Raw genomic sequence first — 19,014 nt, 5'->3', positions numbered from 1 at the left:
CACGTGACTCCTTGTTCGTTATCGGGCTCAGGCAACGTTGAGGAAGGCGAAGATCGGCCCAACGGATTTGATTGCCATGTACCAGGTCAGCAGGCAGGTCAGGGCGCCCAGCACCAACAGCCAGCGTGGGTAATGGTAACCGCCCATGAGGTCGGACCGGCGCCAGCCGACGTAGATAAAGATGCTCAGGCCGATTGGCAGTATCAGGCCATTGAAACCGCCCGCGAAGAGCAGCAGTGCGGCGGGAGCCGTTCCCATCAGGGCAAAGATCAGCAGCGACAGAGCGATGAACACGGTGGTGGCGCGGTTGCGCCCCTGCTCAGTGATGTCCGGCTTGAACACGGTGACAAAGGAAATGGAGGTGTAAGCGGCGCCGATCACGCTGGTGATACTGGCGGCCCAGAGGATGAGACCGAAGACGCGCAGGCCGAACTGCCCGGCTGCTGCCTGGAAGGCTTGTGCGGCCGGATTGGCGCCCTGGCCCGAAGTGTCGATGACTACGCCGCTGGCAACGACGCCGAGGATGGCGAGAAACAGGATGTAGCGCATGAGGCCGGTGACCATGATGCCGCCCAAGGCTGCCTTGGTCACTGCCTGGAGGTTTTCTACCCCGGTAGTCCCGCGGTCCAGCAGTTTGTGAGCCCCCGCATAAGTGATGTAACCGCCGACCGTACCGCCGACAATGGTGGTAATGGTGGCGAAGTTGATCTGGTCCGGAAGGACGGTTTGATAGAGGGCTTCGCCCAGTGGCGGGTTGGAAGCGAAGGCTACGAACAGAGTCAGGGCGATCATTACCAGTCCCAGCACGACGATCAGCCGGTCGACGGCCACTCCGGCGCGGTGGGAAAGGAAGATGCCGATAGCCAGCAAGGCGCTGAGACCGCCGCCCCATTTTGCATCAAGCCCCATCAACGCGTTCAGGCCCAGCCCGGCACCGGCGATGTTGCCGACGTTGAACACCAGCCCGCCGAAAATCACCAGCACCGCCAGCAGGTAACCACTGCCTGGAATCGCGTTGTTGGCCACGTCTGCGGCACGCATTCGGGTCAGGGTGACGATACGCCAGACGTTAAGTTGAACCACGAAGTCGATCAGAATCGACGCCAGGATACCGAACGCAAATGCCGCACCCATTTTGGCCGTGAACGTGGCGGTCTGGGTGATGAAGCCAGGGCCGATGGCGGACGTCGCCATCATGAAAATTGCTGCGATCAGGGAAGCGCGTCGCGTCTTTGTAAAATCTTGAGCGGTCTGTGTCACGGCTGTCTGTGTCACGGCATCAATTCCTACGGTGGGAGATATTTTTTATTGAGCAACGAGCGTGCCAGGACTCAAACATCGGCCTAGAAGTGTTGATCTATAGCGTCTGAATTGTTCAACAATCAGTTTAGTGTAAGGCTACAATTCGCACCAAATTGTAACCTTGTCACTCGTGGGTGTTACTTAATGATGCAGGCGACACCCTTGCTCCTTGCCATGGGCGGGGCTCTCATGGAACATCAAAGTGACTTCTCTTATTCTTATTCTGGATTGCACATGAACGACGTTTCACCTTCCCTTCCTCGCTCGCTGGGAGAATCCATTACCCAGGAGGTCCGCAGAATGCTGGTCGAAGGTGAACTGGTTCCGGGCCAACGATTGTCCGAAGCGGCCCTGGCCGAAAGCCTGCAGATTTCCCGCAACACCTTGAGGGAAGCGTTCAGGGTCCTGACCCGCGAGAGGTTGCTCAAACATGAGCCCAATCGCGGGGTGAGCGTGGCGGTGCCCGATATGGCGTCGATCATCGACATCTATCGTGTCCGTCGCTTTATCGAATGCAAGGCCATTGCCCAGGGTTACCCGCTGCATCCGGGAACGCTGCATATGCGTGAGGCGGTGGAGGCGGGCATGCGAGCGCGTGAAGTCAAGGACTGGAAGGCTGTCGGCACCGCCAACATGATGTTCCACAAGGCTATCGTCGAACTCGCCGACAGCCCGCGATTGGTGGTGTTCTACGGTCAGATATCAGCCGAGCTGCGGCTGGCATTCGGCCTGCTCAAAGATCCGGAGTTCCTGCATATGCCCTATGTCGATATGAACGTTTCAATCCTGCGTTGTATCGAAGAAGGGCGATCAGAGGAGGCAACCCGGCTGCTTGAAGCCTATCTGGTGCAGTCGGAGCGCACCGTTCTGGCCGCTTACGAACGCAGTCTGAACCGGTAGCACCCTACGAGCGCGACGAACTCCTCGCCAGCCAAGCCAAGCCTGTCGATAATTGATACCTGGCGCAGCCGCGTGGCTCACTCGATCAAGCTGGGCACGTCGCCTGCGTCTCCCACCTTGATCCCGGCAGCGGCCGTGGGCCGTTTATTTGGGCGTGGCGATTTCGCTTGAGTAGGCGTTGGGGCATGGAGAGGAAGCAAATGGAGCCGATACTGGAACTGCAAAGCGCGCGGTTGATACTGCGCCAGTGGCGCGACGCGGACTTGCCGGAGTTTGCCGCCATGTCTGCCGATGCGCAGGTGATGCGTTATTTTCCGGCGCCCCTGAGCCGCCTGGAAAGCGCCGCACTGATCGGGCGCGTGCGGGGGCATTTTGCCGAGCATGGCTTTGGTTTGTGGGCCCTGCAGCGCAAGGACACCGGGGCCTTTATCGGCTTTACCGGCCTGGGCGTGGTCGGATTCGACGCGCACTTCACTCCGGCGATCGAGATCGGCTGGCGTCTGGCCCGGGAGCATTGGGGCCTGGGTTATGCCAGCGAAGCCGCATGGACGGCCTTGCGGTGTGCGTTCGATCGCCTGGGGCTGGATGAGGTGGTGGCGTTCGCCGCCGTCGATAACCTGCCATCGCAGAAAGTCATGCAAGCCATCGGCATGCATCATGACCCGGCCGATGACTTTGAACACCCAAAGCTCGCCGTCGGTCATCCATTGCGTCAACATGTGCTCTATCGTATCAACCGTGAACAGTGGCTACAGACCCTGCACGGTTAGCCGACACGGACGTTTACAATGCCCGCCACAATGGCCCGGGCCAACAATCGATCCACCGTCGCAGCACCGACTGCGCGGTTGAGCTGTGTGAGGAAAGTCTGAATGAGCCACGTGTTGGAAGATCTGGTCGACCTGCTGACCCTGGAACCCATCGAAGAGAACCTGTTTCGCGGTCGCAGCCAGGACCTGGGGTTTCGCCAGTTGTTCGGCGGCCAGGTGCTGGGCCAGTCACTGTCGGCGGCTAGCCAGACCGTGGAAGAGGCCCGTCATGTGCATTCGATGCACGGCTACTTCCTGCGTCCGGGCGATGCGGCCTTGCCGGTGGTCTATCAGGTGGACCGGGTGCGTGACGGCGGCAGTTTCAGCACCCGCCGGGTCACGGCGATCCAGAAGGGCAACCCGATTTTCACGTGCAGCGCTTCGTTTCAATACGACGAGCAGGGTTTTGAGCACCAGAACTCCATGCCCCAGGTGGTCGGGCCGGAGAACCTGCCTTCGGAGCTGGAACTGACCCAGCAGCGGGCGCACCTGCTGCCCGAGCACATGCGGGAAAAACTGCTGTGTCCCAAACCGATCGAGGTGCGCCCGGTCACCGAGAAAGATCCCTACAATCCGCAGCCGGCCGATCCGGTCAAGTACGTGTGGTTCCGGGCCGATGGTGCCCTGGCGGACTCGCCGGCCCTGCATAAGTACCTGCTGGCCTACGCCTCGGATTTCGGTCTGCTGACCACCTCGATGTTGCCCCACGGCAAATCGGTTTGGCAAAAGGACATGCAGGTCGCCAGCCTCGACCACGCCTTGTGGTTCCACGCCGACCTGCGTGCCGATGACTGGTTGCTCTATGCGATGGACAGCCCGTGGGCCGGCAACTCCCGTGGGTTCTCTCGTGGCAGCGTGTTCAATCGCGCCGGACAACTGGTGGCGTCGGTGACCCAGGAAGGCCTGATTCGCCACCGCAAGGACTGGGCATGAGTCTGGCCGATGTGCGGCACTGGGTGTTCGACATGGACGGTACGCTGACCATCGCCGTGCATGATTTTGCGGCGATTCGCGTGGCCCTGGCGATCCCGGCCGAAGACGACATTCTGACCCACCTGGCGGCATTGCCGGCCGACGAAGCCGCAGCCAAGCATGCCTGGTTGCTGGAACACGAGCGGGACCTGGCGCTGGGCTCCCGGCCTGCGCCGGGAGCGGTCGAGCTGGTACGCGAGCTGGCGCAGCGGGGTTACCGCCTGGGGATCCTGACGCGCAACGCCCGCGAACTGGCCCACGTGACCCTGCAAACTATCGGTCTGGCGGACTGTTTCGCAGTGGAAGATGTGCTGGGCCGCGACGAAGCGCCGCCCAAGCCTCATCCCGGCGGCCTGTTGAAACTGGCCGAGGCCTGGAGTGTGGCGCCTGAGGCGATGGTGATGGTGGGTGACTACCGTTTCGACCTGGACTGCGGCCGTGCGGCGGGTGCGCGGACGGTGCTGGTGAACCTGCCGGACAATCCTTGGCCGGAGCTGGCGGATTGGCATGCGCGCGATTGCGGGGAGTTGCGGCGGATGCTGTCGGCTTGAAAGAGGGGTTGGCTGATAGATAGCTATCGCGAGCAGGCTCGCTCCCACAAGGGGATCTGAGTCGATCAAAAAGTGTGTGTCCACCGCAGATCTACTGTGGGAGCGAGCCTGCTCGCGATGAGGCCCTGTCTACCCCTACAGAACTCACTGACCAAACAGCGCCTTCTGCCCCTCAGCCGAATTGAACATCCCATCCCCGTTATGCCCCACCCCCGGCACTTCGATCAGCCGCTGGTTCAGCCCCTCGGGATGACGCCGGGTCAGGTAGTCGAAAAAGAACTGCCCGCGCAGTAACCGATACGGCCCTTGGGTCTGCGCTTCACAGCCTTTATCCAGCGCAGGGTGCTCAGGGTCGATGTCCTGTTGCCCAAGCAGATAAACGATGTCGCGTTTGATGTAGTTGTCTTCCAGTTGAGCGGGGGGTTGCCCGGCGGCATAGGCGGGCAGGTTCTGCAGGCCGTACTTCCAATGGTTGAAGCCGGGACAACCGGCCGGGTCGAAGGCCATGGGGCGCTGCGCATCGAAATAGGCATAGGAGGACGGGTTGGCGATGACGAATCTGGGGGCGATCCGGGTTTGACCGCGAGCGAGCAAGGCGTAGCGCTGCGCGACCTGCGCGCCGCCGGAATGGCCCGCGATGACGATCTCTTTCACCTCGGGAAATTGCTGCCGGTCACTGACCCGGGCGACGATGTCGTCGATGACCTGAAAGGAACTGACCGCCTTGGGCCCCGTGGATAAGCCGCCGGCCATCCAGTCGTTGCCTTGCCAGCGCAACAGGTCATTGGGCAACTGATGGCGGGCAACGTCATGTTCGTTGAGAAACTGCGGGGCGATGATCAGGGTCGTGGTCAGTTGACCGGCGTGTGCGGCGGCCTTTTCGGCGCTGTGCAGATAGGTCTGGGCGTTGCGCAGCCGGCCATGGAGGATGATCAACACGCGCTGGATAGACGCCGGGGGGGGACTCACGCCGACGACCATGGCGCCGCCCTTGAGCTGCAGTCGCCCTTGAGCGACCACGCCCACGCCCTGTTCGTCCGCCTGGGTAAAAGTGCAGCACAGCAGCAGGCTGAGGAGGGCGCCCCACTTCATTACAGATTTTTTGCCGCGAAGGTGTCGCATTGGCTGACCTGACCCTGGGCAAACCCGGTCTTGAACCAGCGCACCCGTTGCGCCGAGGTGCCGTGGGTAAAGGAGTCCGGCACTACCCGGCCCTGGCCCTGCTGCTGAAGGCGGTCATCACCGATGGCGTTGGCGGCGGTCAAGGCCTCTTCAATGTCTCCCGGCTCCAGCCAGTTCAGGCGCTTCTGTGCATGGTTGGCCCAGACGCCCGCCAGGCAGTCGGCCTGTAATTCCTGACGGACCAGCAGACCACCATCGCCTTCCATCTGGCGGCCCTGACGGCGAGCCTCCTGGATTTTTGCCGACACCCCGAGCAGGGTCTGGACGTGATGCCCGACCTCATGGGCGATGACGTAGGCCTGGGCGAAATCCCCAGCGGCGGAGAACCGTTGGGACATTTCCTGGAAGAAACTCATGTCCAGGTAGACCTGTTTATCGGCCGGGCAATAGAACGGGCCGGTGGCTGATGAAGCGAGGCCGCAGGCCGAGTTGACCCGACCGCTGAACAGCACCAGTTTGGGTTGCTGGTACTGGCGCCCGGCCTGCTGGAAGACCTGGCCCCAGGTGTCTTCGGTATCACCCAGGATTGAGCGCACGAACTCGGCCTGTTCATCGTTCGCGGGCGGCGCCTGCCGGGTTTGGGAGGAGGCGGGGGCCGAGGTCTGGTCCATCTGCCCGGCCAGTTGCCCGAGAATCTGCATGGGGTCCTGGCCGGTGATCCAGCCGATACCGACGATCAGGACAATGGCCGTCAGGCTCAGCCCCTTGCCGCCACCGAAACGCATCCCACCACCGCCGCCACCGTCACCGCGGGCGTCCACCACGTTGTCACTGCGGCGACCTTTTTTCCATAACATGTGGGAAATCCTCTGATTGACCGTGTGAAGAGTGTTGCCGCTGAGTGGGGTTGCCGCCAGTTCACGGACAGACATTCGCAGTGAGTCTAGCGTTTGAAGGCGCAGGCTGTACGCCTGAGCTCTCAGGCAATCGCCACGGGTTTTGGTTCATCCGTCAACAATGAATGTCGGGTTCCAGAATTTGCATTACACTTCGCATATTTTGGAATCAGCCTCTCTCCTCTGGATTTTTCATGGCCGGCAGTCAAATCGAACGGGTTTTCAATGTGCTGGAAAGTCTCGCCAGCGATCCCCACGGCTGGGCTCTGCAAGGGTTGGCCGAACAATTACAGATTCCCAAGAGCGCCACGCACCGCCTGCTTGCTGAACTGACGCGCCTGGGTTACGTGCGCCAGAATCCCGAGAACCTGCGTTATCACTTGTCGACCCGCCTGGTCGCCCTGGGCTTTCGCTACCTGTCGCGCAGTGGTGCCGACATCGTGCAGCCGGTGCTCGATCGTCTGGCTCGGGAAAGCGGTGAACTGGTGCGCCTGGGTGTGATCGAGGGTGATCGCCAGACCTGGATTGCCAAGTCCCAGGGCGCTCGCTCCGGGTTGCGCTACGACCCTGACATGGGCCGCGAGACGCCATTGGTCTATACCGCGTCGGGCCATGCCTGGCTGGCGTGCATGAGCGATGCCGAGGCGCTGTCGCTGGTGGACCGCCAGGCCCTGAAAATGCCGGCGGACGTGGGCCCCAACGCGCCGCGTGACAGCGTTGAACTGCTTCAATACCTGCGTCAGGCCCGGGAGCAGGGCTATGCCTGTGTCGAGGAAAGTTCGGCGGTCGGCACCTCTGCCATTGCAGCCGTGGTGCGTCATCCGCTGGATGGCCGGGTCTTGGGCGTGCTCAGCATCGCCGGCCCCACCGCCCGGATGACGCGATCGAGGCTGCATGAGCTGGCGCCGACCTTGCTTGCGTTTACCGAGGAATTGTCGCACGCCAGCCAGGCATCGGAGTTGTTCAGCTGAATCGCCGTCGCAGACATCGGCTCCCTACATCAAGCAACACAGGATTCCTACATGACCGTCAGCACTCCGCTTTCCGGCGTCAATCAGGCCTTCAAGGGCATCCTGTTGATACTCTGCGCGACGTTCCTGTTCTCCAGCCATGACGCCTTGTCCAAATACCTTTCAGGGTTCTATCCGATCATCATGGTGGTGTGGGCGCGTTATGTCGTGCACACGCTGTTGATGGCCGGGATTTTCCTGCCGCGTTCGGGGCTGAGGGTGCTGCGTACCAAGCGTCCGTTATGGCAGTTGGCGCGTGCGTTGTGTCTGTTGGGCACCAGCCTGTTCTTCACCACGGCGCTGCTATACATCCCTTTGGCGGAGGCGACCGCGGTCAACTTCCTGGCGCCCGTGCTGGTCACTGCATTGTCGGTGCCTTTGCTGGGCGAACACGTGACGCGCGGCCAGTGGATCGCGGTGATCTTCGGCTTTATCGGGGTGTTGATCATTGTCCATCCGGGCGGTGACCTGTTCACGCCAGCGGTGTTATTGCCGTTCTGTTCGGCGCTGTTTTTCTGTTTCTATCAACTGCTCACTCGCAAGCTCAGTGAGATTGACAGCCCGACCACCAGCAACTTCTTCGCCGGCTTGTGCAATACGTTGGTGATGAGCGCCCTGGTGCCGTTCTTCTGGCAGGTGCCAAGCCTGGTGCATGGGGCAATGATGCTTGCGTTGGGAGCGTGTGGGATGACGGCGCACCTGATGCTGACCCAGGCCTTCCGCTTCGCCGCCCCGGCGCTGTTGGCACCGTTCGGGTATTGCCAGATCGTATTTGCCGGCCTGCTGGGCTGGTTGCTGTTCAGCCATACGCCGACGTTGACCACGGTGTTCGGCATCGTGCTGATCTGCCTCAGCGGGCTGGCGGCGGCGTGGCAACAGCGGCGGAGCTAACGCGCACCGTGGTGGGATCGATTGTGGGAGCAAGGCTTGCCCGCGATGAAGACGATACGGTCCTGAGTGAACCGAGGTGCCTGCATCGGGGGTAAGCCGTGCTCCCACATGGGGATGAATCCCGGGCTGACTGGTATCAGCTTTCCAGCGTCGGCACCTTGCGCGGTGCCATGAAGTACAACCAGATCAGGGCAATGAAGTACATCGCCGGGATCAGGGTGAACAGTACGGTGTAGTTGTTGTGGGTCACCGTGAGGATGTGGCCCACCAACTGGGTCATGAACATCCCGCCGACGGCGGCGCACATGCCGCCAAAGCCGAACACCGTGCTCATCATGTGCTTGGGCGTGTAGTCCATCACCAGGCTCCAGATGTTGGCGGTCCAGGCCTGGTGCGCGCCGATGGCCAGGGAGATGGCAAACACCGCCATCCACAGGCTGCTGGAACCGGCGGCCAGGATCACGCCGATGATGCAGCAGGCGAACAGCAACATGGAAATCAGCCGTGCCTTGATCGGGTTCAGGCCGCGGCCGATCAGGAATGAGGACAGAATCCCGCCGCCCACGCTGCCGAAATCGGCGGTGAGGTAAATGATGATCAGCGGGATGCCCATCTGGGTCACGTTGATGCCCAGGTTGTATTGCTGGTTCAGGAACGGCGGCAACCAGTAGAGGTAGAACCAGAACACCGGTGCGGTGATCGAGTAGGCCAGGGCGAACGCCCAGGTGCCGCGCATGCGCAGGATACGGGAGAAGGGCACGCGGACCTGATCGGGTTCGTCTTGGGCCTGGATGTAGTCCAGTTCCGCCTGTTTGACGCTGGGATGATCCTCCGGGTTGAAGTATTTCAGGCCCCAGAACACCAGCCAGATCCCGCCCAGCGCGGCCATGCACAGGAACGCAGCCTGCCAGCCCCACACCTGCAGGACCAGCGGCAGCAGCATTGGCGTGAACATCGCGCCAACGTTGGTTCCGGCGTTGAAAATACCGGTCGCCACGGCCCGTTCACCGGCCGGGAACCATAGCCGTGTGGTCTTCACGCAGGCCGGGTAGTTGGCGGCTTCGGTCAGGCCCAGGATGAATCGGCAGACCATGAAGCCCACCGCCGACGTGGCCAGGCCATGGGCGCCGGTCGCCAGGCTCCAGAGCAGTACGGCGCAAAAGAACACGCGCTTGACGCCGATCCGGTCGATCAGTCGGCCTTGCAGCACGAAACCGATGGCATAACCAACTTGGAACCAGAAGTTGATGTTGGCGTAATCCATCGCCGTCCAGCTCATTTCCTTGGCGAGAATGGGCTGCATCACGCCCAGTGCGGCGCGGTCGATGTAGTTCAGGGTGGTGGCGAAAAACACCAGGGCGAGCATGCCCCAACGGGTTTTGCCCACGGCCAGGGCGCCGCGGATCTTGTCACCGACGCCAGCGGTTGTGGCACCCAGGACGGGGGGCAGGCGGGAGCTTTGGGAAGGAATCATAGCGTGTACCCGTTTTTGAAATTCTTATGGTGTGGTCTGGGTCTGTTCAAAGGTGCCGACGATCAGGGCAGCTTCAATGAGGCGCCGATGGTGCGCAGTGAGCAAAAAACCGTCAATTCGTTGATCGGGCATTGTGTTCGATAATCGCCCAAAAAACTAACCGGATGGTACATATTAAATTGCTGAAACAAACCTCCAGCTCAATAATCGGCTCACTCTTTCAAAAGCGGCACACCTGTGTGTAGCCGATGCCTGTCCCGGGAGCCGAAGTCATGCAGCGTTCCATTGCCACCGTGTCCTTGAGCGGTACCCTGCCGGAGAAACTTGAAGCCATTGCCGCCGCCGGTTTCGACGGCGTGGAGATCTTCGAGAACGACCTTCTCTATTACGATGGCAGCCCTCGGGAAATCAGGCAGATGTGCGCCGACCTGGGCATCGCCATCACGCTTTTCCAACCGTTTCGGGATTTTGAAGGTTGCCGTCGCGAACGCCTTGCGCGCAATCTGGAGCGGGCCGAGCGCAAGTTCGACCTGATGCAGGAGCTGGGCACCGACCTGGTGCTGGTGTGCAGTAATGCCTCGGCCGACAGCCTGGGTGATGAGCAGATTTTGGTGGATGACCTGCGATTGCTGGCCGAACGAGCCGGGGCGCGAGGCTTGCGCATCGGTTACGAGGCGCTGGCCTGGGGCCGGCACGTCAACACTTATCAACAGGTCTGGAACATCGTGCGCCAGGCCGACCACCCCAGTCTGGGGGTGTTGCTCGACAGCTTCCATACCTTGTCCCTCAAGGGCGATCCGAGTGCGATTGCCCAGATCCCCGGTGACAAGATTTTCTTCGTGCAAATGGCCGATGCGCCGATCCTGGCGATGGATGTCCTGGAATGGAGCCGGCATTTCCGTTGCTTCCCAGGCCAGGGCGAGTTCGATCTGCCGGGCTTCCTGGCGCCGATCATCAAGAGTGGCTACACCGGGCCATTGTCGCTGGAGATTTTCAACGACGGTTTCCGCGCCGCGCCACCACGGGCCAATGCCGCCGACGGCCTGCGTTCGTTGCTGTACCTGGAGGAGAAGACCCGCCAGCGGCTGGCCGAAGAGGCCGAACCAGCAAGCAATGCTGACATCCTGTTCGCCACACCACCGGCCAGCGAATACAACGGTATCGAATTCCTTGAGTTTGCCGTGGACGACAGTCTTGGCGCGAAGCTGTCCCATTGGCTGGAACGGTTGGGGTTCGTCAAGGCCGGCCAGCATCGCTCCAAGAACGTGAGCCTGTTGCGCCAGGGCGACATCAACCTGATCCTCAATTGCGAACCCTATTCGTTTGCCCACAGCTTTTTCGAAGCTCACGGGCCATCGCTGTGCGCCACCGCCGTGCGGGTCAAAAACAGCGCCAGCGCCCTGGAGCGGGCCGTGGCCTACAAGGGCCAGCCTTATCGCGGCCTGGTGGGGCCCAACGAGTTGGAGTTGGCGGCGGTGCGTGCACCGGACGGCAGCCTGATTTACCTGGTGGATCAGGACGCCGACGTCTACGGCACCGATTTCAACCTGCAACCGGGCGCTGTCATCGGTGCCGGACTCAAGCGCATCGACCACATGGCAATGGCGCTGCCGGCCGATAGCCTCGACAGCTGGGTGCTGTTCTACAAGAGCCTGCTGGATTTCGAAGCCGACGACGAAGTGGTGCTGCCCGACCCGTATGGCCTGGTAAAGAGTCGCGCCCTGCGTAGCCGTTGCAGTTCGATCCGCTTACCGCTCAATATTTCCGAGAACCGTAACACCGCGATCTCCCATGCGCTGTCCAGTTATCGCGGCTCCGGCGTGCACCACATCGCCTTCGACTGCGATGACATCTTTGCCCAGGTCAGCCGCGCCAAAGAGGCCGGTGTGCCGCTGCTGGACATTCCGCTCAACTATTACGATGACCTCGCGGCGCGTTTCGATTTCGATGATGAGTTTCTCAGCGAGCTGGCTTATTTCAACGTGTTGTACGACCGAGATGCCCAGGGCGGTGAATTGTTTCACGTCTACACCGAGCCGTTCGAAGGGCGCTTCTTCTTTGAAATCATCCAGCGCAAGAACGGCTATGCCGGCTACGGCGCCGCCAATGTCGCGGTAAGGCTGGCAGCCATGGCCAAGTCCCGCAGCGGTGGCTTGCGGCACGCCAAGTTGTAGGCAAATCGTAAACGCGGCGGTAAAGGGCAACCCCGTGGCTTGGCTTGACTGCGCGGTGCGGCCCATAATCGCCAACCTGTGCAGTGATGGCCGTGAGCCCCGCAATGACTACGAATTCAGAGCTTTCCGCAGACCTCGACGAACCTGTCGTCGAGCCGCGCAAGAGTCGCAAGAACAACCCGGAGAAAACCCGGGAAAACATTCTTCAGGAAGCCATCGTCGAGTTCGTCCAGCAGGGCCTGTCCGGCGCTCGGGTCGACGCCATTGCTGAGCGCATCCACACCTCCAAGCGCATGATCTACTACTACTTCGGCAGCAAGGAGCAGTTGTACGTCGAGGTGCTGGAAAAACTCTACGGCGATATCCGCAACACTGAGAGCCGCCTGCACTTGGCGGAACTGGCCCCGGTCGATGCGATCCGGCGCCTGGTGGAATTCACCTTCGACCACCATGACCGCAATGTGGATTTCGTGCGCATCGTCTGCATCGAAAACATTCACAACGCCGAGTACGTCAAGCAATCGGGCGCCATCAAGGCAATGACCAATACCATCCTTGATTCCCTGGGCGTGATCCTGCGCCGAGGTGCCGAAGAGGGGGTGTTCCGCGCCGGCCTGGAACCGCTGGATGTGCATCTGCTGATCAGTTCGTTCTGCTTTTACCGCGTGTCCAACCGCCACACATTCGGTGAGATTTTTCAGATCGATTTGCCGGACGAAGCGATCAAGCAGCGTCATCGCCAGATGATTTGTGAGTCGGTGTTGCGGTATCTGCAGGCCTGACCTTGAAACCTTTGTGGGAGCGAGCCTGCTCGCGATGGCGGTATGTCAGTCACATCAACACTGACTGATTCACCGCTATCGCGAGCAGGCTCGCTCCCACAAGGGTGGTTTCAGTGATTCATGCTCTGGAAATGCTCCAGCATCCGCTGCGCATCCGGCGCCACGCCGCTGAACAACTCGAACGCCTTCACCGCCTGGAACACGGCCATGTTGCCGCCATCCAGCGTGCGGCAACCCAGGGCGCGGGCGTTGCGCAGCAGTTCGGTTTCCAGGGGGAAGTAGACAATTTCCGCGACCCACAATTGGCCCCGCAGCAGCTCCACCGGCACCGGCATGCCCGGCAGTTTCGCCATGCCCATGGGCGTGGTATTCACCAGGCCGTCCGCCTCGGCCATCGCTGTAGGCAAATCATGCCCGGCCCGGGCGCGGCCAGGACCGAAGTGTTGATTCAGGTTGTTTGCCAGTGCTTCGGCACGGCTGACTTCAACATCAAAAATGCTCAGCGTCTGTATGCCTTCTGCCAACAGCGCGTGGGCCACCGCCGCGCCTGCGCCGCCAGCACCCATCTGGACCACGTGCTTGCGCGCCACTTCACCCAGGCCGCGGCGAAACCCTTCGGCGAACCCCAGGCAGTCGGTGTTGTGGCCGATGCGTTTGCCCTCCTTGAACACCACGGTATTCACCGCGCCAATGCCCCTGGCCTCGGGCGACAGCTCGTCGAGCAACGGGATGATCGCCTGTTTGCAGGGAAAGGTGATGTTCAGGCCGGTGAAGTTCATGCGCTCGGCGGCCTTGAGCAAATCGGGCAGGGCGCCGCTGTCGAGTCCCAGGGCGTCCAGGTCGATCAGTCGATAGAGGTAACGCATGCCCTGGGCATCGCCCTCGCGCTCATGGAGCGCAGGGGTGCGCGACGCCTGGATGCCCGCACCAATCAGGCCGGCAAGCACGGTGATATTCGACATGCTCATCAACCCTTCAACCGCTGACTGAAATGCTCCAGCGCCAGGCGATAACCATGGCTGCCAAACCCGCACATCACACCGATGGCGACCGATGAAACAAAGGAGTGATGACGGAACGTTTCGCGGGCGTGAACGTTGGACAGGTGCACCTCGATCACCGGGACTTCGCTGGCGACCAGCGCATCACGGATCGCTACCGAGGTGTGGGTCCAGGCTGCCGGGTTGATGACGATGCCGGCACACCGACCGCGGGCGCCATGCACCCAGTCGAGCAATTCGCCTTCCTGATTGGTCTGGCGAAACTCCACCGCCAGGCCTAATTCTTCAGCGGCGCGGCCGCACAGTGCGGAGATGTCCGCCAGGGTTTCGTGGCCATAAGTCGCCGGCTCGCGGGTGCCGAGCAGGTTCAGGTTCGGGCCGTTGAGCACCAGAACGATCGGAGGCATCGCAATTTCTCCACAATTTTTATTGTTGATGTCGGCGGATTTCAGCCGGTGGAGATAAATTGTACTAGATGGTTAATTTGGTCAAACAAAGCCGATGGCATCGGGCAATAAGTGTTCGATGATCGAACATGATCTTGGTCGGGAGGTGAGGGAGGGCAATGGTGGCGAGGGGATTTATCTGTGGGAGCGAGGCTTGCCCGCGATACAGGCGGCTCAAATTCTGAACGACCGCATTGCCTGTATCGCGGGCAAGCCTTGCTCCCACATAGCTTTGCCCTGTCCAGCCCCGCAGCGTCTAGCGCCGAGTCAACAACACCCCGGATTCCATGTGATGGGTCCAAGGGAATTGATCGAACATCGCGCAGCGCGTGATGTGGTGGGTGTCGTGCAGTTGCGCGATGTTGGCGGCGAGGGTTTCCGGGTTGCACGAGATGTAGAGGATGTTCTCGAAACGCCGGGTCAGTTCGCAGGTGTCCGGGTCCATGCCGGCGCGGGGCGGGTCGACGAAGACACTGCCGAATGCGTAGCTCTTGAGGTCGATGCCGTGCAAGCGACGGAACGGGCGGACTTCGTTCAAGGCTTCGGTCAGTTCTTCAGCGGACAGGCGCACCAGAGTCACGTTATCCACAGCGTTTTCGCTGAGGTTGCTCAGCGCGGCGTTCACCGACGTCTTGCTGATTTCGGTCGCCAGCACTTTGCGCACGCGGGTGGCCAAAGGCAGGGTGAAGTTGCCGTTGCCGCAGTACAACTCCAGCAGATCGTCGCTGCGATCGCCCAAGGCCTCGTAGGCCCAGTTGAGCATCTTCTGGTTCACGGTGCCGTTGGGCTGGGTGAAGGCGCCTTCAGGTTGGCGATAGCTGAAAGTGCGGCCACCGACGTCGAGTTTCTCCACCACGTAATCATGGCCGATCACTTCCCGTTTGCCTTTGGAGCGACCGATGATGCTCACACCGAGGTCGCTCGCCAGTTTCGTGGCCGCTGCGTGCCAGTGCTCATCCAGCGGGCGGTGGTAACACAGGGTGATCATCGCATCGCCGGCCAGGGTGGTCAGGAACTCCACCTGGAACAGCTTGTGACTCAGCGGCGCGCTGGCTTGCCAGGCCGCCTTGAGTTGCGGCATCAACTGGTTGATGCGCAGGCTGGCGATGGGAAACTGCTCGATGAGGATCGGCGTGCGCTTGTCGTCCTGGGAGAACATCGCGTAATGCCGTTCGCCGGCCTCGCGCCACAGGCGGAATTCGGCCCGCAGGCGGAAGTGCTCCAGCGGTGAATCGAACACCGCTGGCTCCGGCGCATCGAACGGGGCCAGCAGGTCACGCAAGCGGCTGACCTTGTCCTGGAGCTGAGTGGCGTAGGCCTGGGAATCAAAAGTCATGCGTTGAACCAACCCAACTTGATCACGAACAGAATCGACAGGATGACCAGCGCCGGGTTCAGCTCACGGCCACGGCCAGACACCAGTTTGATGGCGGTCCAGGCGATGAAGCCGAAGGCAATGCCGTTGGCGATGGAATAGGTGAACGGCATCGCCAGCGCGGTAATCACCACGGGAGCGGCCACGGTGATGTCGTCCCAGTCGATTTCCGCCAGGCCTGAGGTCATCAGCACGGCGACGAACAACAGCGCCGGTGCGGTGGCGAAGGCCGGGACACTGGAGGCCAGTGGCGAGAAGAACAGCGCCAGCAGAAACAGGATCGCCACGACGATGGCGGTCAGGCCGGTGCGGCCGCCGGCGCTGACGCCCGCCGCCGACTCGATGTAGCTGGTGGTGGTGGAGGTGCCCAGCAGCGAACCGGCCATGGCGGCGGTGCTGTCGGCGATCAGTGCCCGCCCCATCTTCGGCATGTGGCCGTCCTTGCCCATCAGTCCGGCGCGCTTGGCGACGCCGATCAGGGTGCCGGAATTGTCGAACAGGTCGACGAACAGGAAGGCGAAAATAACGCTCACCAGACCGATGTCCAGGGCGCCCTTGATGTCCAGTTGCAGGAAGGTCGGCGCCAGGGACGGCGGCATCGACATCACGCCGCCGAACGGGGTGAAGCCCATCAGGATCGAAACGACGGTGACCGCCAGGATGCCGATGAGCACGGCACCGCGCACTTTCAGCGCTTCGAGGGCGACGATCAGGACGAAGCCGAGGGTAGCGAGGATCGGCGCGGGTTGTTTCAAATCACCGAGGCCGACCATGGTTGCCGGGTTTTTCACCACGATGCCGGCGTTATTCAGGGCGATCAGCGCCAGGAACAGGCCGATACCGGCGGCGATGGCCGAGCGCAGGGGCAGCGGGATGCTGTTGATGATCCACTCGCGGATACGAAAGATCGACAGCAGGAAGAACAACACGGCGGAAATGAACACCGCACCCAGCGCCACCTGCCAGGTATGGCCCATGTGCAGGACCACGGTGTAGGTGAAAAACGCATTCAGGCCCATGCCCGGCGCGAGGGCGATCGGGTAGTTGGCGATCAGGCCCATGGTGGTGGAGCCGATGGCCGCCGCCAGGCAGGTGGCGACGAACAACGCACCTTTGTCCATGCCGGTTTCGCCGAGGATGCTCGGGTTGACGAACAGAATGTAGGCCATGGCCAGGAAGGTGGTGACGCCCGCCAGAATCTCGGTCCGCACGTTGGTGTTGTGTGCCTTGAGTTGAAACAGCCTTTCCAGCATGTCTGCTCCCCGTGGCGCGCCGGGCGCCGTGAATGTATCGACCTCAACAGCAAAGCACAGACCGCCAGGGGCGCTCGGGAATTTTCTGTGGGTCGGAAAAAGCCGCGCATCATACCAGCAGCGTGGCGCTGTGGCTGCGATCGTCGTCGATGTTTTGCCCAAGCGCCAAGTCGGCCATACTGCGCGCGGTTCCGGGAGGTCTTTATGCATCGTATGAAAAAACACCTATTGGTCGCATGGGGGTGTGCGCTGGGCCTGGGGTTACCCGGGCAGGCCGTCAATGCCGCTTCGGCGCCGCCCCTGAGCGAGGTCAAGGTGCTCAAGGTCGAGTCGCCCGCCTGCGGCTTCGAGGACATCGCCCAAGGGCAAGAACAGACCCGTTGCAATCACAGCGGCCCGAGTATCAAGGTCTATGTGCTGGAGGTGGGGTATGGCCGTCAGCCTCACGTCACGCTGGACGGCTTTGAAGTCGATGGCACCCGCTCGCCGGTCTGTGCGTTCAGCAATGGCAACCTGAATGATTGTTCCGTGCGGAGCAAAACGGTTGGCTATTTGTATGTCTTCGATCTGAAGGGCAAGCAGGAAGGCACCTTCAGCTTCAGCAACCAGTCGATCAACGCACCAGGCAACCGGATGTCGACCCAGCTGTACATCAAATGACCTTCCAGCCTGACAAGCCGCACGCGGCCCGGCAAACCTGACTAGGCTTCATAAACCACCCAGCGGAGAACACCGATGATGCCTGGAACCAAGATCCCCCGAGCCCTGATAGCCGTCGCCGAAGGTGTCGACGACTTGCAGACCGTTACGCTGATCGACGTGCTGCGTCGAGCTCAGGTCGAAGTGGTGGTGGCAAGTATCGAAGGGCGGCGGATGCTCACCTGTGCCCGCGGCACGCGCCTGACCGCCGACGGTATGCTGGTGGACTTGTTGGCGCAGGACTTTGATCTGATCGTCCTGCCCGGCGGCATCATCGGCGCCCAACACCTGGCGGCCCATCAGCCACTGCGACAACTGATCAAGGACCAGGCCGCCACTGGACGTTTCTTCGCCGCCATCGCCGAAGCCCCGGCCCTTGCCTTGCAGGCGTTCGGCGTACTGCGCCAGCGCCGCATGACCTGCCTGCCCGCCGTGAGCCAGCAACTGTCCGGTTGCAGTTTTGTCGATCAGCCGGTGGTGGTGGACGGCAACTGCATCACCGCCCAAGGCTCGGCTGCCGCGCTGGCGTTTGCCTTGACGCTGGTGGAACAGCTCTGTGGCAAGGGCGTGAGGGGCGTGGTGGCGGCGGAGTTGCTGGCCTGACAGGCATCAGGCGTGGTGAGGTAAGCGTTCGATCAAAGGTTGTTCACGCTGCTCGGCTTGCCACAGATCATAGTCCGTCTGAACACCCAGCCAGACCCTGGCCTTGCCGATCCCGGCCCGTTCCAGGCGCACCGCCAGATCGGGGCTGACGGGGGCATGGCCGTGCAATACCCGAGAGAGATGCGGTCGGGCGAAGCCCAAATGCCGCGCCAGCTCGGTGACTGTGATGCCCAGTTCGGGCAACACATCCATCAGTAGCGTTTCGCCAGGGTGTGGCGGATTGTGCATGGGCATGTTCCAGCCTCCTGTCAGTGGTAGTCCAGATAATCGACCAGTTCGATATCCGATCCGCTAAAACGAAAAATAATCCGCCAGTTTCCCGAAACACTCAGCGACCAGTATTCAACCAGCTCACCTCTGAGTGGATGCAGTCGCCATCCGGGGATATCCACGTCGTCAGGCGACTGCGCCCGGTCCATGAACTGGAGCATGCGAGCCAGGCGGTTTCCATGGTCAGCCCGGATTCCACGGGTCGAACCCGTTTCATAGAAGATCCTGAGGCCTTTGTGTCGGAAGGATTTAATCATGGAATCGAGTGTAAGGCGATACATTACACTCGGTGCGGTACATATATACCGCACATGCCAGGCAAATCTGTGTGTCCTGCGATGGCCAAGGCTTTTTCGGCGCGTCGAAATTGCCTTGAACGCTCACCCCACCCCGAAGTCGTACCCCTTATGACGGCGGTTTGCGA

Annotated in this window: 20 protein-coding genes; 10 read left to right on the top strand and 10 right to left on the bottom strand. The window is 61.3% G+C overall.

Annotated elements, in window-relative coordinates; all coding sequences use genetic code 11:
- Window positions 1-27 precede the first annotated feature (27 nt).
- Window positions 28-1,260 (bottom strand): NRAMP family divalent metal transporter, encoded by a 1,233-nt coding sequence (locus tag PSEUDOMOFG3G_RS23810; protein ID WP_047229583.1) that lies wholly within the window; start codon window positions 1,258-1,260, stop codon window positions 28-30.
- A gap of 276 nt (window positions 1,261-1,536) precedes the next feature.
- On the opposite strand from PSEUDOMOFG3G_RS23810, the gene PSEUDOMOFG3G_RS23805 reads away from it, so the two are divergent.
- The 4 genes from PSEUDOMOFG3G_RS23805 to PSEUDOMOFG3G_RS23790 all read left to right on the top strand — a co-directional run bounded on the left by PSEUDOMOFG3G_RS23805 (window position 1,537) and on the right by PSEUDOMOFG3G_RS23790 (window position 4,534).
- A complete protein-coding gene (locus tag PSEUDOMOFG3G_RS23805; RefSeq protein ID WP_139051207.1) occupies window positions 1,537-2,202 on the top strand; it encodes a GntR family transcriptional regulator in 666 nt (221 codons plus the stop codon).
- A 200-nt stretch (window positions 2,203-2,402) separates the two neighbouring features.
- Window positions 2,403-2,972 (top strand): GNAT family N-acetyltransferase, encoded by a 570-nt coding sequence (locus PSEUDOMOFG3G_RS23800; RefSeq protein ID WP_047229555.1) that lies wholly within the window; start codon window positions 2,403-2,405, stop codon window positions 2,970-2,972.
- A 102-nt stretch (window positions 2,973-3,074) separates the two neighbouring features.
- The gene (tesB, locus tag PSEUDOMOFG3G_RS23795) at window positions 3,075-3,944 is read left to right on the top strand and encodes an acyl-CoA thioesterase II (RefSeq protein ID WP_047229556.1); all 870 of its coding nucleotides are present in this window, start codon (window positions 3,075-3,077) and stop codon (window positions 3,942-3,944) included.
- Window positions 3,941-4,534, top strand: coding sequence for an HAD family hydrolase (locus tag PSEUDOMOFG3G_RS23790; RefSeq protein WP_139051206.1), 594 nt, complete (start codon window positions 3,941-3,943; stop codon window positions 4,532-4,534). The genes tesB and PSEUDOMOFG3G_RS23790 overlap by 4 nt, the downstream gene beginning before the upstream one ends.
- A 144-nt stretch (window positions 4,535-4,678) precedes the next feature.
- On the opposite strand, the gene PSEUDOMOFG3G_RS23785 is transcribed toward PSEUDOMOFG3G_RS23790, so the two are convergent.
- Window positions 4,679-5,626 (bottom strand): alpha/beta hydrolase, encoded by a 948-nt coding sequence (locus PSEUDOMOFG3G_RS23785; RefSeq protein WP_107322971.1) that lies wholly within the window; start codon window positions 5,624-5,626, stop codon window positions 4,679-4,681.
- Window positions 5,626-6,513 (bottom strand): neutral zinc metallopeptidase, encoded by an 888-nt coding sequence (locus PSEUDOMOFG3G_RS23780; protein ID WP_047229559.1) that lies wholly within the window; start codon window positions 6,511-6,513, stop codon window positions 5,626-5,628. Before PSEUDOMOFG3G_RS23780 ends, PSEUDOMOFG3G_RS23785 begins: the two co-directional genes overlap by 1 nt.
- A 233-nt stretch (window positions 6,514-6,746) precedes the next feature.
- Between PSEUDOMOFG3G_RS23780 and PSEUDOMOFG3G_RS23775 the strand changes: the two genes are divergently transcribed.
- On the top strand, window positions 6,747-7,523 hold the full coding sequence (locus PSEUDOMOFG3G_RS23775; RefSeq protein WP_047229560.1) for an IclR family transcriptional regulator: 777 nt from the start codon (window positions 6,747-6,749) through the stop codon (window positions 7,521-7,523).
- Window positions 7,524-7,574: 51 nt separating this feature from the next.
- Window positions 7,575-8,453: a DMT family transporter gene (locus PSEUDOMOFG3G_RS23770; protein ID WP_047229561.1), complete on the top strand. Its 879-nt coding sequence runs from the start codon at window positions 7,575-7,577 to the stop codon at window positions 8,451-8,453.
- A 136-nt stretch (window positions 8,454-8,589) separates the two neighbouring features.
- Here the strand turns inward: PSEUDOMOFG3G_RS23770 and PSEUDOMOFG3G_RS23765 are convergent, their stop codons facing one another.
- Window positions 8,590-9,927 (bottom strand): MFS transporter, encoded by a 1,338-nt coding sequence (locus PSEUDOMOFG3G_RS23765; protein WP_107322969.1) that lies wholly within the window; start codon window positions 9,925-9,927, stop codon window positions 8,590-8,592.
- A gap of 272 nt (window positions 9,928-10,199) precedes the next feature.
- On the opposite strand from PSEUDOMOFG3G_RS23765, the gene quiC reads away from it, so the two are divergent.
- Both quiC and PSEUDOMOFG3G_RS23755 read left to right on the top strand, forming a co-directional pair.
- The gene (gene quiC, locus PSEUDOMOFG3G_RS23760) at window positions 10,200-12,101 is read left to right on the top strand and encodes a 3-dehydroshikimate dehydratase QuiC (protein WP_139051205.1); all 1,902 of its coding nucleotides are present in this window, start codon (window positions 10,200-10,202) and stop codon (window positions 12,099-12,101) included.
- 104 nt (window positions 12,102-12,205) lie between these two features.
- On the top strand, window positions 12,206-12,883 hold the full coding sequence (locus PSEUDOMOFG3G_RS23755) for a TetR/AcrR family transcriptional regulator (RefSeq protein ID WP_047229564.1): 678 nt from the start codon (window positions 12,206-12,208) through the stop codon (window positions 12,881-12,883).
- A gap of 110 nt (window positions 12,884-12,993) precedes the next feature.
- On the opposite strand, the gene PSEUDOMOFG3G_RS23750 is transcribed toward PSEUDOMOFG3G_RS23755, so the two are convergent.
- The 4 genes from PSEUDOMOFG3G_RS23750 to PSEUDOMOFG3G_RS23735 all read right to left on the bottom strand — a co-directional run bounded on the left by PSEUDOMOFG3G_RS23750 (window position 12,994) and on the right by PSEUDOMOFG3G_RS23735 (window position 16,958).
- Window positions 12,994-13,845: a shikimate dehydrogenase gene (locus PSEUDOMOFG3G_RS23750; RefSeq protein WP_370695173.1), complete on the bottom strand. Its 852-nt coding sequence runs from the start codon at window positions 13,843-13,845 to the stop codon at window positions 12,994-12,996.
- 5 nt (window positions 13,846-13,850) lie between these two features.
- A complete protein-coding gene (aroQ, locus tag PSEUDOMOFG3G_RS23745) occupies window positions 13,851-14,291 on the bottom strand; it encodes a type II 3-dehydroquinate dehydratase (RefSeq protein WP_139051204.1) in 441 nt (146 codons plus the stop codon).
- A gap of 295 nt (window positions 14,292-14,586) precedes the next feature.
- On the bottom strand, window positions 14,587-15,666 hold the full coding sequence (trmA, locus tag PSEUDOMOFG3G_RS23740; protein ID WP_139051203.1) for a tRNA (uridine(54)-C5)-methyltransferase TrmA: 1,080 nt from the start codon (window positions 15,664-15,666) through the stop codon (window positions 14,587-14,589).
- On the bottom strand, window positions 15,663-16,958 hold the full coding sequence (locus PSEUDOMOFG3G_RS23735; protein WP_047229568.1) for an NCS2 family permease: 1,296 nt from the start codon (window positions 16,956-16,958) through the stop codon (window positions 15,663-15,665). Before PSEUDOMOFG3G_RS23735 ends, trmA begins: the two co-directional genes overlap by 4 nt.
- 204 nt (window positions 16,959-17,162) lie before the next feature.
- On the opposite strand from PSEUDOMOFG3G_RS23735, the gene PSEUDOMOFG3G_RS23730 reads away from it, so the two are divergent.
- Together PSEUDOMOFG3G_RS23730 and PSEUDOMOFG3G_RS23725 are read left to right on the top strand one after the other, a co-directional pair.
- The gene (locus tag PSEUDOMOFG3G_RS23730; RefSeq protein ID WP_076386416.1) at window positions 17,163-17,618 is read left to right on the top strand and encodes a DUF4879 domain-containing protein; all 456 of its coding nucleotides are present in this window, start codon (window positions 17,163-17,165) and stop codon (window positions 17,616-17,618) included.
- Between the two features lie 75 nt (window positions 17,619-17,693).
- A complete protein-coding gene (locus PSEUDOMOFG3G_RS23725; protein WP_139051202.1) occupies window positions 17,694-18,260 on the top strand; it encodes a DJ-1 family glyoxalase III in 567 nt (188 codons plus the stop codon).
- Between the two features lie 6 nt (window positions 18,261-18,266).
- On the opposite strand, the gene PSEUDOMOFG3G_RS23720 is transcribed toward PSEUDOMOFG3G_RS23725, so the two are convergent.
- Both PSEUDOMOFG3G_RS23720 and PSEUDOMOFG3G_RS23715 read right to left on the bottom strand, forming a co-directional pair.
- Complete coding sequence (locus tag PSEUDOMOFG3G_RS23720) at window positions 18,267-18,554, bottom strand: HigA family addiction module antitoxin (protein ID WP_139051201.1); 288 nt, start codon at window positions 18,552-18,554, stop codon at window positions 18,267-18,269.
- A 14-nt stretch (window positions 18,555-18,568) separates the two neighbouring features.
- Window positions 18,569-18,847, bottom strand: a complete 279-nt coding sequence (locus PSEUDOMOFG3G_RS23715) for a type II toxin-antitoxin system RelE/ParE family toxin (RefSeq protein WP_139051229.1) — start codon at window positions 18,845-18,847, stop codon at window positions 18,569-18,571.
- Window positions 18,848-19,014: the final 167 nt, after the last annotated feature.

It is taken from the genome of Pseudomonas sp. FG-3G, from assembly GCF_901007645.1.
GTDB lineage: Bacteria > Pseudomonadota > Gammaproteobacteria > Pseudomonadales > Pseudomonadaceae > Aquipseudomonas > Aquipseudomonas rhizophila.
This window is presented reverse-complemented; position numbering and strand designations above follow the sequence as displayed.